A 15292-nucleotide genomic window follows, 5' to 3' on the forward strand; every position below is an offset into this window, starting at 1 on the left:
AACAGTGAGATAACGTACCATTGCCCGACCAATTTAGGTCGGGCTTTTTTCGTTTAAAACGCTAAGATGCCTTGGGTATCAACTTTCACCGAGACCATTTGTCCGATATTGAGTGCTTCCGCCGAACTGGCGAGTAGCTTATTGCCATTAGCTTCGATCACATAGCGGCAGTGATCACCCATAAATTGCTGCTCCATAATACGGATACTGCTTTCCTCTGCGGCACTGATTTGAATGTGCTGAGGACGCAACAACAACTCACACTGCTCATTAATCAAAATCGATTGCTGCGCCGTGGCTTCGACGACACCCAAATGGGTTTCAAACTCGGATTCCGACAAACGCTTCGCAGGGAGGTAACTGCCGCCGCCAAGGAAGTCTGCGACAAACTTGCTCGATGGTTTGTAATAAAGTTCAGAAGCGGTGCCATATTGTTCAATCACACCGTGATTCATCACCGCCATTTTATCGGCAAAAGCAAACGCTTCTTCTCGGCTGTGCGTAACGAAAATTGCTGTTACGCCTTGCTGCTTAAAGATTTTACGAATCTCAGCAATCAGTTCATGGCGTACTTGCGTGTCAATGTTCGAGAAGGGTTCATCGAGCAGAAGCAAATCTGGCTTGTACGCCAACGAACGCGCAATCGCCACTCGTTGCTGTTGGCCACCCGAGAGCTGATGCGGGTAACGATCGGCAAAAGGAGACAAATGCACCAACTCTAGCATTTCTTTGACTTTGCTTTGGCGTGCATCTGTGCTGATGCCACGCAATCCAAACGCCACATTCTCTGCCACAGTCAGGTGAGGAAACAGCGCATAATCTTGGAAAATCATGCCGATATTACGCTGCTCAGGTGGCACCCAATGTTCACCATTATCGATCATCATGCAGTTTAAACTCATCTCTCCGGCTGAGAGAGGCAGCAGCCCTGCGATGGCTTTCAATAAAGTGGTTTTTCCGCAACCACTGGCCCCAAGTAAACAAACAATCTGCCCTTGTTCTACTTCCAGAGAGAGTGACTCAAGCACCGTTTGAGCATCGTATTGACAAGTCAGGTTTTTAATCGATAGTGCGCAACTCATTAGTGACTCTGCTCCAGTGAACGGTTAACGATAACAAGGGGGATCAATCCAACCAACACCAACAACACCGCCGGTAATGCAGCCAGTTCCAAACGCTCGTCGGAGGCATAGTTGTAAACATAGGTGGCCAAGGTTTCAAAGTTGAATGGGCGCAATAGTAGCGCTGCATTCAGCTCTTTCATCGACTCAATAAATACCAACAATCCCGCAATCAGCATGCCGCGTTTGATCAGCGGGAAATGCACACGCCATAACATAGCATTGGCATGGCAGCCCATAGTACGTGATGCCATATCAAGCGAAGGGGAGATTTTGTTCAAGCTACTTTCAATGCTGCCAATCGCCACCGCAGAAAAACGCACCACCATGGCAAAAATAATCGCAAATATAGTTCCTGAAAAAATCAGGCCGGGTCTGCCCCATCCCATGTACTTCGCGACATCATTGACTAAGTGGTCCATAGACAACACCGGCACCATGATACCAATCGCCAATACGGTACCTGGCACTGCATACCCCAAGGACGAGAAGCGAATGCACGCCAAGCTGGTTTTCTGATTGTGTAGACGGTGATTGAAGTTCACCACTAAAGCAATCAATACCGCCACCACTGCCGCTGCAGTTGAGACTTTTAAGCTGTTCATCGCAAAGCGACGGAAGTCGTTGGTCCAACTCTGTTCAAAATAAGTGATCGAGTAATCCACCAACTGCAGCAGCGGGAAAATAAAGGCAATAGACACCAGCCCCCAACACCAAGTCAGTGCAGCCCATTTTTTCCAACCTTTGAGTTGATAACGGAAATCTTCGTGGCTATTGAACTGCGCTTGAAAGAGCTTTTGCTTACGTCGGCTATAACGCTCAGCACTGAGTAATAAGATGACAATCAGTAGCATTAAGGCTGAAATTTTTGCCGCCGCGTTTAAGTTGGAGTAACCGAGCCAAGTGTCATACACCGCAGTGGTGAGCGTGTTGACCGCAAAATAGCTGACGGTGCCGAAGTCACCAATCGTCTCCATCGCCACCAACGACAACCCCACCGCAATAGAAGGGCGCGCAAGCGGCATAGAAATACGCCAAAAGCTCTCCCATGCGCTGCACTTCAGTAAGCGAGCACTTTGCAACAAAGAGACGTTTTGTTCCATAAAGGCAGCGCGACAGAGCAAATAAACATACGGGTAAAGCACGAGCGACAGCACGAAGGTGGCCCCTGCTACCGTTCGAATATCAGGAAACCAATACTCTCCAGGACCCCATCCCGTTATATCGCGCAAGAGAATTTGAACTGGACCTGCGAAATCAAACCAATCAGTAAAAATATAGCCAATAATGTAGCCCGGCATAGCCAGTGGCAGCACTAAAGCCCATTGCAACCATTTTTCAGTGGGAAGTTTGCACATGGCCATAAACCAAGCACTTGGAATACCCAAAATGAGAGAGACAACTAACACGCCAGTCGTCAAAAGGATGGTATTTAAAATGTACGAAGGCATCACCGTTGACATCAAATGAGCAAACAGCTCATCCGTGTGACCAACAGCAGTATAGAAGATCGCCAAGATCGGCAAAACCAGCAGCAGAGCCAACACTCCACTACTGGTTTTCCATGTGTATTTTTTTTCTTTCATCGCCTAATAACTGCAAGGGCGTATGAAACACAGATGCGTTTGCAAATACATCTCATATCACTTAAATAAATAGGGGTATAGTTATACCCCTAGTTTCATTTAAAGGTCAAATTTCACTTCATCAAGAAGTTTGATTGCAGCTGCATGGTGTGATGCGATGTCATCAAGAGAAATGTTATCTGCTTTGAAGTCACCCCAAGAAGCCACAAGCTCAGAACGCTCTACACCCGCTTTTACTGGGTATTCAAAGTTCACTTCCGCATACATGTGCTGTGCTTTGTCGCCAGTTAGGAATTCCATTAGCTTTTGTGCATTGGCTTTGTTCGGTGCGTATTTCGCCATCGCCATACCAGAAATGTTCACGTGTGTACCCGTGGTTTGCTGGTTAGGGAAGTTAATGTAAACCGCTTCCGCCCACGCTTTCTGCTCTTGATCATTAACCATTGCGCCTAGGTAGTAGCTATTACCTAGAGAAACATCACAAAGGCCTTCTTTAATTGCCTTCACTTGACCACGGTCGTTACCTTGAGGTTTACGTGCTAGGTTGGCTTTTACGCCTTCTAGCCATTTCTTAGTTTCTGCTTCACCGTGATGTGCGATCATCGCTGAAACCAAAGAGATGTTGTAAGGGTGCTTACCACTACGAGTACAGATTTTGCCTTTGAATTCTGGCTTCGCAAGATCTTCGTAAGTGAAAGATTCACCTAGCTTACCAACGCGATCACGAGAAGAATAAACGCTACGAGTACGAGTCGTTAGTGCAAACCACTCGTTTTCTTTGTCTTGGTATTGAGCAGGAACATTGGCTTCAATGATTTCGCTGTTGACTGGCTGAACAAGACCTTTGTCTGTTAGCTCTGCAAGACGGCTGATATCTACGGTTAGAATTACGTCAGCAGGGCTGTATTCGCCTTCTTGCGCGAGTTTTTCTGCAATACCAGTTTTTGCAAACATCACGTTTACTTTGATGCCGGTTTCCTTTGTGAACTCATTGAACATTGGCTCAACAAGGAAAGGTTGACGGTAAGAGTAAACATTGACCTCTTCAGCAGCCATTGCTGTAGGAGCAAGCGTCGCACATGCAAGCGCAGAAAGAGTAAGCAGCTTTTTCATTGATTCAATCCTTTAGATTCGTAATGATAACGTTTATCAGTAGCGTTATTATATTCATCATAGTTTAGAAAACAATGACGGAAAACAAAAAAACCTGCTGGTATGAGCAGGTTTTTGATATTTTTATTTGTAAACAAGTATGTCTTGATTGACTTATTTTACCGTAACGAATTCTGGGTACGCACCAACACCACAGTCGTGCATGTCCATTCCTTCCATCTCTTCATCTTCCGATACTCGGATGCCGATGGTGGCTTTGAGTACTGCCCAAACCGCAAGGCTTGCACCAAATACCCAAGCAAAAATCACTGCTGCGCCAAATAGTTGCGAAAGAAAACTCGCATCACCGTTGCTGATTGGTACGACCATGAGACCAAAGAAGCCACACACACCGTGAACCGAGATCGCACCCACTGGATCATCAATTTTTAGTTTATCAAGACCAACAATACTGAACACAACCAAGGCACCCGCTACCGCACCAATCGCCACCGCATACAAAGGTGATGGTGAAAGAGGGTCCGCAGTAATCGCAACTAAACCAGCAAGCGCGCCGTTGAGAATCATGGTTAAATCGGCTTTGCCCCAAGTTGTTTTACACACCAATAGCGCGGTAATGGCACCCGCTGCAGCTGCGGCGTTGGTGTTTAGGAAAATTTGCCCAACCGCCGTCGCGTTTTCAAAGTCAGACACCATTAACTGTGAGCCACCATTAAAACCAAACCAGCCAAACCACAGAATAAAGGTACCTAACGTTGCCAATGGCATGTTTGAACCTGGGATGGGATACACTTCGCCATTTTTGCCGTATTTACCTTTGCGCGCTCCCAACAGCAGTACACCAGCTAAAGCCGCCGCAGCGCCGGCCATGTGCACAATACCCGAACCTGCGAAGTCACTAAATCCCGCCGCTGACAAGAAGCCGCCACCCCAAGTCCAATAACCTTCTACCGGATAGATAAAGGCAGTCAAAATGGCAGAGAACAGTAGGAAAGACCAAAGCTTCATACGCTCCGCTACCGCACCAGATACCACTGACATCGCCGTTGCCACAAACACCACTTGGAAGAAGAAATCTGATTCAAGTGAGTGATCGGCCCCTTCTGCTTGGCTACCAATTAATGCGCCAATCGAAGGCAACCAACCGCCTTCACTGTTATCCACGTACATAATGTTGTAGCCCACGACTAAATACGTGGTGCACGCAATCGCGTATAGGCAGAAGTTTTTAGTTAAGATTTCCGTGGTGTTCTTTGAACGAACCAACCCCGCTTCCAGCATGGCGAAACCTGCTGCCATCCACATCACCAGCGCCCCAGAAATAAGGAAGAAAAAGGTATCGAGCGCGTAGCGTAGTTCCGAGACTGTTGTTGTTAATTCCATAATGTATCTCTCCAATCCTTTGAATCGTTAAAGTGCTTCAACGTCAGTTTCACCAGTACGAATACGTACGGCATGGCTCAAGTCGTAAACAAAGATTTTACCGTCACCGATTTTTCCGGTGTGCGCTGCTTTGGTGATCGCTTCAATCACACGGTCAACATTCTCAGCCTGCGTTGCGATCTCCAGTTTGACTTTAGGTAGAAAGTCCACTTGATATTCCGCACCACGGTAAAGTTCAGTGTGACCTTTTTGACGACCAAAGCCTTTGACCTCGGAAACGGTCATTCCCTCAATACCGACATCCGCCAGCGCTTCTCGAACATCATCGAGCTTAAAAGGTTTTATAATGGCGTTAATTAGTTTCATTGCATCCTCTCTGAAAGCGTTCATCCTGTAACGCTTTAGATAATCCAAGCAACGTGCCAACTTTTTATCTTATTGTTTTTAAATAAAATTAATTTTAAAAGTTACAAAAATAAAAATAGAGCGCACCATAATAGTGCGCTCTATTCACAAATATAAAGCAAGTGTTCAATAAACGTGCAACAAGCTATCCATCAACGACGAACGAACAACTGCCACTGCTGAATGAGCTGTTCAAAGTCTTCTAAACCACAACATGCGACACTCTCACAGTCATACAGTTCGAACTCGCTCTCTTCCTCAAGCTCGTAACTGTGCAGCAACGCATTATCTTGCACGGTGACTTCGTCACCACAAATCATCAAGCTGATTTCGGTGCCATTTAAGCAAAGCTCTTCTGTCGGGTTACTTCTTGCGGCGGTAATTAAAGCCAGCACTTGGGCGATTTTAGTGCTCTCTTTGCCGATTTCTTCTTGAACCCAACGGCCGACAATTTCATGGTCCATTGAGCAATGGCAGTAATAGTTGCCATCTAGGATGTTTTTCTTAAATTCGTAATCCATGTTTTTCTCTATTGATAACGAGATCAGGTACTATTATCGACAAATTCCCACTTGGACTCCACTCTCAAGCATGAAACTGAACGAAACTATTGCACGGCAAATTGTCGAACGCACCATGAAGATCATCCCCTATTCCGTCAATGTGATGGACGATCAAGGGAGGATTATTGGTTCAGGGGATGCAAGCCGTCTTTATCAGAAACATGAAGGCGCGATTCTCGCCATCAATGAATCGCGTGTGGTAGAGATAGACACCGCAACGGCCGAGCACCTCATGGGGGTTAAACCTGGGATCAACTTACCCATAGTGCACCACGAGCAAGTGCTTGGCGTTGTTGGTGTTTCGGGTGCACCACTTGAAGTACGACAATACGGCGAGTTGGTTAAAATGACCGCAGAACTCATTGTTGAACAAGCGGAAGTGATGGAGCAAATTCAATGGGACAAGAGACACCGGGAGGAACTGGTACTTCAACTCATTTCTGCCGATATCGAGCAGCAGAGCCAGCTAGCATTGATAGCTCAACGATTAAATATTGATATATCCGAACCCAGAATTGTCGCGATCATTAAGTTAATGCCCAAGGGAAACAACCACATTACTTTAGAACATATGCAGCATCTTGTTCATTTGCTCGAATACCCCGAACGCAATAACTTAGTGGGCATATTGTCGGTGTCAGAACATCAAGTCGTTGTACTCAAACCCGCCTCTCTCGTGCACGGTTGCTGGGATCCCATCAAAGAGAAACAACGTGTTCGCTCACTGATAAAACGTATCGACAACGAAGCAGGTTATTCCGTCCGTGTCGCCGTTGGCGACTACTTTCCTGATATCAATGGTTTGATTCAATCCTTTCAAACCGCGAAAACGACCTTAGAAGTCACCCGCAAGCTTAAAGGGACCATGTTTTTTTATCACGATCACCAGCTCCCAGTATTACTAAGTTCAATTCACTACGACAGTTGGCAAAGGACGCGCCTACAAGCCCCTCTCGCTCTCCTTGCACAACACGATAAACAAGGACTGCTGTTACGTACTTTGGAGAATTATTTGTTATCAGATTGCGACCCAGCTCAAACCTGTCAGAGTCTCCATATCCATCGCAATACACTTCGTTATCGATTAGAGAAGATACAACAAATAACCTCAATAAATATCAACACATTAGATGGAAAAATACAGTTCTATTTGGCGCTAAAATTAACCTAAGCAAATTCACAACATGTGCAAAAGAACAAATTATCACTTTTATTTGGCATCTTTTTTATTACTTTGCACAGTTATTTTTTGAACCACTCCTTGATAATGCATTTTGCTATCGACAATTAACCTACTACAACAATATGAAATCGATAGCATTTAACTTACCCACCCTACATCATGGAGATTGTACATGGAACTCATCTTGATACTGTTGGCGGTGATTGCCTTTATCGTCATCGCTACAACAAAATTTAAACTACACCCTTTCTTAGCACTCATTTCAGCCGCTTTTTTAGCCGCCTTCGCCTATGGATTACCCGCGGAAAGCATCGCTAAAACCATCACCAGTGGTTTTGGCGGCATCTTAGGCTACATAGGTTTAGTCATCGTACTCGGCACCATTATCGGTGTCATTTTGGAAAAAAGTGGTGCAGCCATCACGATGGCAGACACCGTCATTCGCGTTCTGGGAGAACGTTTTCCAACCTTAACCATGACCATTATCGGCTATATCGTTTCTATTCCTGTTTTTTGCGATTCTGGTTATGTCATTTTGAATTCTTTGAAAGAATCACTGGCCAAACGTCTACGTACTTCCAGTGTCGCGATGAGCGTAGCTTTGGCCACTGGCTTGTATGCTACCCATACTTTTGTTCCACCAACGCCGGGACCAATCGCCGCCGCTGGTAACTTAGGTTTGGAATCGAATCTTGGTTTAGTGATTGGTGTCGGTGTCTTCGTGGCTGCCGTAGCGGCTTTAGCCGGTATGCTGTGGGCAAACCGCTTTAAAGATATTGAACCCGATAACCTTGAACAACAGGAAGAGCTACAACAAGACTGGCAAGCACTGAAAGCCTCCTACGGCACGCTACCTTCTGCCAGCCAAGCTTTTTCACCAATCTTTGTGCCGATCCTGCTCATCTGTCTTGGTTCTATTGCAAAATTCCCATCACTTCCTTTGGGTGAAGGGTTTCTATTCCAAATGCTTGGCTTTTTAGGACAACCGCTCGTCGCCCTATTTATCGGTTTACTTCTTTCCGTTCGCCTACTGAAATCAGACAACAAGGCAGAAGAATTTAGTCAACGTATTAGCCAAGGCATTACCGCTGCGGCACCGATTCTGCTGATCACTGGTGCTGGTGGTGCGTTCGGTGCGGTACTTAAAGCCACGGAACTGGGCACCTATTTAGGTACAACACTTTCTGCGCTAGGAGTTGGCATTTTCATGCCATTCATCGTCGCTGCAGCATTAAAGTCAGCCCAAGGCTCCTCGACCGTTGCACTCGTTACCACTTCAGCACTTGTTGCGCCAATGCTTGCTCAGTTAGGTTTAGATTCCGAGATGGGCCGAGTACTCACCGTAATGGCTATCGGCGCTGGGGCAATGACTGTATCTCATGCGAATGACAGCTTCTTCTGGGTTGTTTCGCAGTTCAGCCGTATGAGCGTCGGCTTAGCCTATCGCGCGCAAACTGCCGCTACGTTAGTGCAAGGCATTACGGCTATGCTGCTGGTTTATCTATTAAGTTTAGTTTTACTGTAAGAGAGTCTTTATGAAAATCGTTATTGCTCCAGATTCCTATAAAGAAAGCCTTACTGCCATGGATGTGGCAATCGCGATTGAAAAAGGATTTAAGCAAGTCTTACCCGATGCACACTACGTGAAGCTCCCTATGGCAGATGGTGGAGAAGGGACGGTGCAATCGATGGTTGACGCCACTGGTGGCACCATCATCGAACACACCGTTACTGGCCCACTTGGCCAGAATGTTGATGGCTTTTTTGGCTTGCTTGGCGAAGGCAAAACCGCAGTCATCGAGATGGCGGCGGCTTCTGGCTTGCACCTTGTATCACCAGAGCTGCGCAACCCTCTCATCACCACAACGCTGGGGACGGGAGAGTTGATCAAAGCCGCCCTCGACCACGGTGTGGAACACATTATCGTTGGCATCGGCGGCAGCGCGACCAACGATGGCGGCATTGGCATGGCACAGGCTCTCGGCATCAAACTGCTTGATGCGCACGGGAACGCGCTTGGCCATGGTGGCGGTGAGCTAGCGAAATTGGCAACGATTGACTGCTCTCAACTTGATTCTCGCTTGGCTCAAGTTCGCCTCGAAGTCGCGTGTGACGTTGATAACCCACTATGTGGAACAAAAGGCGCTTCCGCCGTCTTTGGGCCACAAAAAGGGGCAACACCCGAGATGGTTACGATCTTGGATGAAAACTTGGCACACTATGCCACAGTCATTAAACAGCAACTTGGCGTGGATGTTCGTGATATGGCCGGTGCGGGCGCAGCCGGTGGTATGGGCGCAGCGCTGCTAGGCTTGCTTAACGCCGAGCTTCGCCCTGGTATTGAGATTGTCATGGACGCGGTTCGCTTAGATGAAATCGTTGCTGATGCGGATCTGGTGATCACCGGAGAAGGTCGCATCGACAGCCAAACCATTCATGGCAAAACCCCAATCGGTGTCGCGCGCACAGCGAAAAAGCACGGCTTGCCAGTGATTGGCATCGCGGGTTGTCTGTCGGCCGATTGCGGAGTGGTCCATGAACATGGCCTCGATGCCGTCTTTGCCGTGGTCAATCGTTCCGTTGATCTGCCAACCGCGTTGGCTGAAGCGGCAGAGAACGTAGAACTAACGGCAAGAAACGTTGCCGCTGCTTTTTGTATGACTCGCCGTTAAACTTTACTTAACGTAAAAAAAACCGCTGAAAATTCAGCGGTTTTTTATTATCGAAGATGTTATTAAGCCGGCTGTTGGAAAATCACTGTGTCGGCTTTTTTGGTGTACTGCCCCATCAGGTGGAAGTTGAGGTAACGGTAGGTATCCGCCGCCGTTGCATCCAACTGTTTCGCGTATTCCATGTACTCTTCTACCGTTGGGATTCGGCCAAGAATCGCACCGACTGCCGCCAATTCTGCTGATGACAGATAGACGTTCGCACCCGTACCTAAACGGTTCGGGAAGTTACGTGTTGAGGTCGACATCACCGTGGTTTTGTCTGCAACACGCGCTTGGTTACCCATACACAGCGAACATCCCGGAGTTTCAATACGAACCCCAGCGCGACCGTAAATACCGTAGTAACCTTCTTCAGTTAGTTGGTCACGGTCCATCTTGGTTGGTGGTGCAATCCACAGACGCGTATCAAGCTGACCTTTGAACTTCTCTAGCAACTTACCCGCTGCACGGAAGTGACCAATGTTGGTCATACACGAACCAATGAACACTTCGTCGATTTGCGTGCCTTGAACATCAGAGAGCAAACGTGCATCGTCTGGATCGTTCGGCGCACAAAGAATCGGCTCTTTGATTTCCGCGAGATCAATTTCAATCACGTGTGCGTATTCTGCATCACGGTCTGCCGACATCAATTCTGGGCTTGCTAGCCACTCTTGCATCGCAACGATACGACGCTCGATAGTACGACGATCACCGTAACCTTCTGAAATCATCCACTTCAGCATCACGATGTTCGAGTTGAGGTACTCTTCGATCGATGCTTGAGACAGTTTCACCGTACAGCCTGCCGCAGAGCGCTCAGCTGACGCATCAGACAGTTCAAATGCTTGCTCAACCGTGAGGTGTTCCACCCCTTCGATTTCCAGAATACGACCAGAGAATTCGTTGATCTTGCCGGCTTTCTCAACGGTCAGTAGACCTTGTTTGATGCCGTAGTAAGGAATGGCATGGACAAGATCACGCAGCGTAATACCTGGCTGCATTTCGCCTTTAAAGCGCACCAAGATTGACTCTGGCATATCCAGTGGCATAACACCGGTCGCTGCCGCAAACGCAACCAGACCAGAGCCCGCAGGGAATGAAATGCCCAATGGGAAACGAGTATGTGAGTCACCACCCGTACCTACGGTATCAGGCAGCAGCATGCGGTTTAGCCATGAGTGGATAACACCGTCGCCAGGGCGCAATGACACACCACCGCGATTCATGATGAAATCAGGCAGAGTATGGTGCGTGTTCACATCGACAGGTTTTGGATACGCTGAGGTGTGACAGAAAGACTGCATCACAAGATCAGCGGAGAAGCCAAGACAAGCAAGGTCTTTTAGCTCATCACGCGTCATTGGGCCAGTAGTATCTTGCGAACCAACCGTGGTCATTTTAGGTTCACAGTAGGTCCCTGGGCGAATGCCCGTTACGCCACATGCTTTACCCACCATCTTCTGAGCAAGCGTGTAGCCTTTGCCCGAATCTGCAACATCCGCTGGTTTGCGGAAGACATCAGACGGCGCTAAACCTAGTGATTGACGCGCTTTCTCTGTCAAACCACGACCGATGATCAGTGGAATACGGCCACCTGCACGAACTTCATCAATCAACACATCGGTTTTTAGTGAGAATTCAGCAAGAACATCACCTGTTGCATGGTTAGCCACTTTACCTTGGTATGGGTAGACATCAATCACATCGCCCATATTGAGCTTGGACACGTCAACTTCGATAGGTAGCGCACCCGCATCTTCCATGGTGTTGAAGAAGATAGGTGCAATTTTGCCACCCAAGACATAACCACCAGCACGTTTGTTTGGTACGTAAGGAATGTCATCACCCATAAACCAAAGCACTGAGTTGGTTGCTGATTTACGCGATGAGCCTGTACCAACGACATCACCAACATAAACAAGTTGGTGACCTTGTTCTTTTAGCGCTTCAATCTGTTTGATCGGGCCAATGCTGCCAGGCTGATCTGGCACAATGCCTTCACGCTCATTTTTTAGCATCGCTAAAGCGTGAACAGGAATATCAGGGCGAGACCAAGCATCCGGAGCTGGAGACAGATCATCGGTGTTGGTTTCACCCGTGACTTTAAAGACGGTTAACGTAATTTTTTCGGCAAGCTCAGGTTTTGACAAGAACCATTCTGCATCAGCCCATGACTGAAGCACTTGTTGCGCATATTGATTACCAGCTTTCGCTTTTTCTTCAACGTCATAGAAAACGTCAAACATCAGTAACGTGTGAGACAGCGCTTCAACGGCGATTGGCGCCAGAGCTTCATCATCAAGCAAGGCCACCAATGGTTCGATGTTGTAACCACCTTGCATGGTGCCAAGCAGTTTTGCCGCATGCTCACGGCTGACAAGCGGAGAGCTTGCTTCACCACGAATCACCGCAGCAAGGAAACCCGCTTTCACATACGCGGCTTCATCAACACCAGGGGGAATGCGATTTTCAAGTAGGTCTAGAAGAAACGCTTCTTCACCTTGTGGGGGATTTTTCAGAAGTTCAACAAGTCCAGCAACTTGTTCTGCATCTAGAGGTTTTGGAACAACTCCCTCTGCTGCACGCTCTTCGACGTGTTTACGGTAGGCTTCAAGCACGACTTTTTCCTCTCATTGCGGTTCCTCCTTTTGTTATTACTATGATTCAAAGTAAAGGAGTGAACATCCTTGGAAACTTGGCTCCCTATTGCCCATGTTTTCATTCAATTATGATTGAGAAACAGCGCCGCAGAGGCCAAACTGTGGGCGACAGAATAGCAAATTTAACGATAAATTAAAATCTCATCACTTTGACCAACATAGCAACTTAAGACTAAAGTCCCATTAAATTTAGCTATTTATTCGTCTTTTTTGTTCAATTTTTCACCACTAGCGAAACGATGTACCAATGATCAAATAGAATGCACTTAGGTCACTTTCCGTACGGCCATAACCAAACATAATGGGGCCTATCGGTGAATCAATGCCTGCAAAGATACTCGCGGCGTTATAGAGTGGTGCTTGACTGAGGCTCAGTGTCGTATCAGACCAGACTCCACCGTGCTCCAAAGATGCCCCAAGATAAACAGGCGCTTCGAACATGCCAAAGTCATTGTCGAACCAACGGTAGCGATAGACCAAACTGCTAAAAAATTTGTTTTGTCCGATCAAACTGTTACGAGGAATACCCGACAAGTTTAGGAAACCACCGATCGATTTGGGATCGAGGGGGAAATATTTGTTTTTACTTTCAACGAACTCGTAATCAGCCGATCCGACCAAAGTATGACGCTGATATGTGCTTGCAAACCGCCCTACGATTGAAAATTCATGAACCGTGTCACTTTGAGATTCGGAAGCAAAGCCGTTTTCGAACACATCATGGCTTTCATCGTGGGAAACCAAATACTCCAGATCGAGATAGATACCTCGTGTGGGCAGCGCAAAATTATCTAATGTATCTAATCGGTATTGGACAAATACACCTCGGCGTTCAAACTCACTCGAACCTGCCGACTGTATGGTCGTCAACTCAATATCCCCTTTAGTGTATCGGCCACCGAGTTTAAACTCTTGCCACAAAGCAGGCTGATAACCAAACGCAATTTCACCGATGAACTGACCATAGGTAATGGGGAAATAGTCGTAAGCACTTTCAAGCGGTGGCTCGACAATCTCATCAAGGGTAAAAGGTATACTGCGCTTTTCGCTGCTGTAAGCCAATTTCGTTGTGGTAAAAAACTCCTGTCCAAACCAAACCGGAGAGTAAAACTCCATTTCAACCAGCTTATCCGTTCCCATATCTAAATTAACCGTTAACTCGCCACCTTGAGAGTTTAAATCCGTAAAACTGGTCGAGAGGCCAACACCATATTGGCTGTCTGTGGTGAAATCATCTTCAAGGAAAAAGCGAAAGTTAACGTAATTTGGCCCCCATGATTTTTCATCCACCACCACCACGAGTTGGTTGATCCCGTCCACTTCCTCATAGTGATAAGAGATCAACTCGAAGCGATCCAAGGCATAGAGGTTTTCTATCGCCGCTTCGATTTCATCCGTTTTCAGTACTCGGCCAGTATCCAAGTCAAGACGACGAGTCAACAACCCAGCACTGTAGTGAGTATTATTGATCACCACAATTTGATCGACGCGAGTTTGGTCACCATAGTTGAGCGTTTTTCGTGCTTGCTGCTTACCATCAATATAGTGTTGATATTGGCGGCCATTAAGTCGCAGAGCCTTCAATTTCTCTTTCATTTGATAGGTTGCTTGATACCCAGCTTCATACGCATCGGGCATCTTAGCAAACTCGGTGGTTTCCATTTGACCAACATTAGGCCTGAGGTAGACATCCTGCCCGCCTAAGCTTTCTGCTTGCTGTTGGGTGCTGCGACGTACAAGATAGTTAGACAGCTGGTCTGCAACCACCAGCATGCTGGTAAAGTCTTCTTTCTGCTTGTAATCGGTACTGATGTCAACAGCAATAACAATATCAGCCCCCATGTCTCTGGCAATATCCACCGGCATATTGTTAATAACGCCACCATCGACCAGCATGCGCCCATTAAGCTCGTAAGGAGGTAACGCACCAGGCACGGACATACTGGCCATCATGGCATCCACCAACTGCCCTTTATCAATCACCACTTGTTGTAGCTCTACGATGTCCGTCGCGACAGAACGATACGGGATAGCCAGATCATCAAACGAGTCGAATTCGTTCAGGTTACCGGTGGTTTCACGCAAAATGCGCAGCATGTTTTGCCCTTGCACAAACCCCCGTGGCGCGTGCACTTCGCCAAAACGCAAACCAATATCGGTTCTTAGCTGGTAGCGGTCTTCAGACTCTTTATCTCTAACACGACGCTGGCTGCGATCGACGCGATCACGATAACCACTGTTCCAATCGATGCTGTAGATAAAGCTTTCAATCTCATCTGCACTCATACCGGTAGCGTATAAACCGCCAACATACGCCCCCATACTGGTGCCCGTGATGTAATCCACCGGGATCTGCATCTCTTCCAGTGCTTTCAACACACCAATGTGCGCCGCGCCTTTAGCGCCACCGCCTGCTAAGACCACCGCCACTTTAGGTCGTTGCTCTTCATCAACAGAGAGTGATTGAGCGAAAACCGTAGGTAGTTTGAGAAAACAGGCTAAGACGACACAACATGTCAGGCTATCGAACCACCTTTTATTAACTCGTGCCACGCTTTCACTCT

Annotated in this window: 11 protein-coding genes; 3 read left to right on the forward strand and 8 right to left on the reverse strand. The window is 47.2% G+C overall.

The annotated features are described in order from the left end of the window. Positions 1-53: 53 nt before the first annotated feature. The 6 genes from LZU85_RS07970 to LZU85_RS07995 all read right to left on the reverse strand — a co-directional run bounded on the left by LZU85_RS07970 (position 54) and on the right by LZU85_RS07995 (position 6129). Complete coding sequence (locus tag LZU85_RS07970) at positions 54-1082, reverse strand: ABC transporter ATP-binding protein (protein WP_237286843.1); 1029 nt, start codon at positions 1080-1082, stop codon at positions 54-56. Beyond that, positions 1082-2707, reverse strand: coding sequence for an ABC transporter permease (locus LZU85_RS07975; protein ID WP_176299217.1), 1626 nt, complete (start codon positions 2705-2707; stop codon positions 1082-1084). The genes LZU85_RS07970 and LZU85_RS07975 overlap by 1 nt, the downstream gene beginning before the upstream one ends. A gap of 99 nt (positions 2708-2806) precedes the next feature. Then, positions 2807-3820 carry a Fe(3+) ABC transporter substrate-binding protein gene (locus LZU85_RS07980; protein ID WP_237286844.1) on the reverse strand — a complete coding sequence of 338 codons (1014 nt, stop codon included), beginning with the start codon at positions 3818-3820 and terminating at the stop codon, positions 2807-2809. Positions 3821-3973: 153 nt separating this feature from the next. Beyond that, a complete protein-coding gene (locus LZU85_RS07985; RefSeq protein WP_011079580.1) occupies positions 3974-5203 on the reverse strand; it encodes an ammonium transporter in 1230 nt (409 codons plus the stop codon). Positions 5204-5230: 27 nt separating this feature from the next. Then, a complete protein-coding gene (gene glnK / locus LZU85_RS07990) occupies positions 5231-5569 on the reverse strand; it encodes a P-II family nitrogen regulator (RefSeq protein ID WP_013571157.1) in 339 nt (112 codons plus the stop codon). 191 nt (positions 5570-5760) lie between these two features. Next, the gene (locus LZU85_RS07995; RefSeq protein ID WP_237286845.1) at positions 5761-6129 is read right to left on the reverse strand and encodes a YacL family protein; all 369 of its coding nucleotides are present in this window, start codon (positions 6127-6129) and stop codon (positions 5761-5763) included. 70 nt (positions 6130-6199) lie between these two features. Between LZU85_RS07995 and LZU85_RS08000 the strand changes: the two genes are divergently transcribed. From LZU85_RS08000 to LZU85_RS08010, 3 genes are all read left to right on the forward strand, one after another. Beyond that, the gene (locus LZU85_RS08000; protein WP_045618741.1) at positions 6200-7342 is read left to right on the forward strand and encodes a sugar diacid recognition domain-containing protein; all 1143 of its coding nucleotides are present in this window, start codon (positions 6200-6202) and stop codon (positions 7340-7342) included. A 184-nt stretch (positions 7343-7526) separates the two neighbouring features. Beyond that, positions 7527-8879, forward strand: a complete 1353-nt coding sequence (locus LZU85_RS08005; protein WP_038941408.1) for a GntP family permease — start codon at positions 7527-7529, stop codon at positions 8877-8879. Between the two features lie 10 nt (positions 8880-8889). Continuing rightward, entirely contained in the window at positions 8890-10026 is a 1137-nt protein-coding gene (locus tag LZU85_RS08010; protein ID WP_237286846.1) for a glycerate kinase, read from the forward strand. A gap of 62 nt (positions 10027-10088) precedes the next feature. Here the strand turns inward: LZU85_RS08010 and acnB are convergent, their stop codons facing one another. Both acnB and LZU85_RS08020 read right to left on the reverse strand, forming a co-directional pair. Continuing rightward, positions 10089-12686, reverse strand: coding sequence for a bifunctional aconitate hydratase 2/2-methylisocitrate dehydratase (acnB, locus tag LZU85_RS08015; RefSeq protein WP_237286847.1), 2598 nt, complete (start codon positions 12684-12686; stop codon positions 10089-10091). A gap of 270 nt (positions 12687-12956) precedes the next feature. After that, positions 12957-15281 (reverse strand): patatin-like phospholipase family protein, encoded by a 2325-nt coding sequence (locus LZU85_RS08020; RefSeq protein ID WP_176299225.1) that lies wholly within the window; start codon positions 15279-15281, stop codon positions 12957-12959. Between the last annotated feature and the right edge of the window lie 11 nt (positions 15282-15292).

The organism is Vibrio floridensis (assembly GCF_021852965.1).
Taxonomy (GTDB): domain Bacteria; phylum Pseudomonadota; class Gammaproteobacteria; order Enterobacterales; family Vibrionaceae; genus Vibrio; species Vibrio floridensis.

Bases quoted from the DNA above. Each gene is read 5' to 3' on its own strand.
- LZU85_RS08010 (WP_237286846.1), top strand. From the start codon at position 8,890: ATGAAAATCGTTATTGCTCCAGATTCCTATAAAGAAAGCCTTACTGCC.
- glnK (WP_013571157.1), bottom strand. From the start codon at position 5,569: ATGAAACTAATTAACGCCATTATAAAACCTTTTAAGCTCGATGATGTT.
- LZU85_RS08005 (WP_038941408.1), top strand. From the start codon at position 7,527: ATGGAACTCATCTTGATACTGTTGGCGGTGATTGCCTTTATCGTCATC.
- LZU85_RS07970 (WP_237286843.1), bottom strand. From the start codon at position 1,082: ATGAGTTGCGCACTATCGATTAAAAACCTGACTTGTCAATACGATGCT.
- LZU85_RS08000 (WP_045618741.1), top strand. From the start codon at position 6,200: ATGAAACTGAACGAAACTATTGCACGGCAAATTGTCGAACGCACCATG.
- LZU85_RS07975 (WP_176299217.1), bottom strand. From the start codon at position 2,707: ATGAAAGAAAAAAAATACACATGGAAAACCAGTAGTGGAGTGTTGGCT.
- LZU85_RS07995 (WP_237286845.1), bottom strand. From the start codon at position 6,129: ATGGATTACGAATTTAAGAAAAACATCCTAGATGGCAACTATTACTGC.
- LZU85_RS07985 (WP_011079580.1), bottom strand. From the start codon at position 5,203: ATGGAATTAACAACAACAGTCTCGGAACTACGCTACGCGCTCGATACC.
- LZU85_RS07980 (WP_237286844.1), bottom strand. From the start codon at position 3,820: ATGAAAAAGCTGCTTACTCTTTCTGCGCTTGCATGTGCGACGCTTGCT.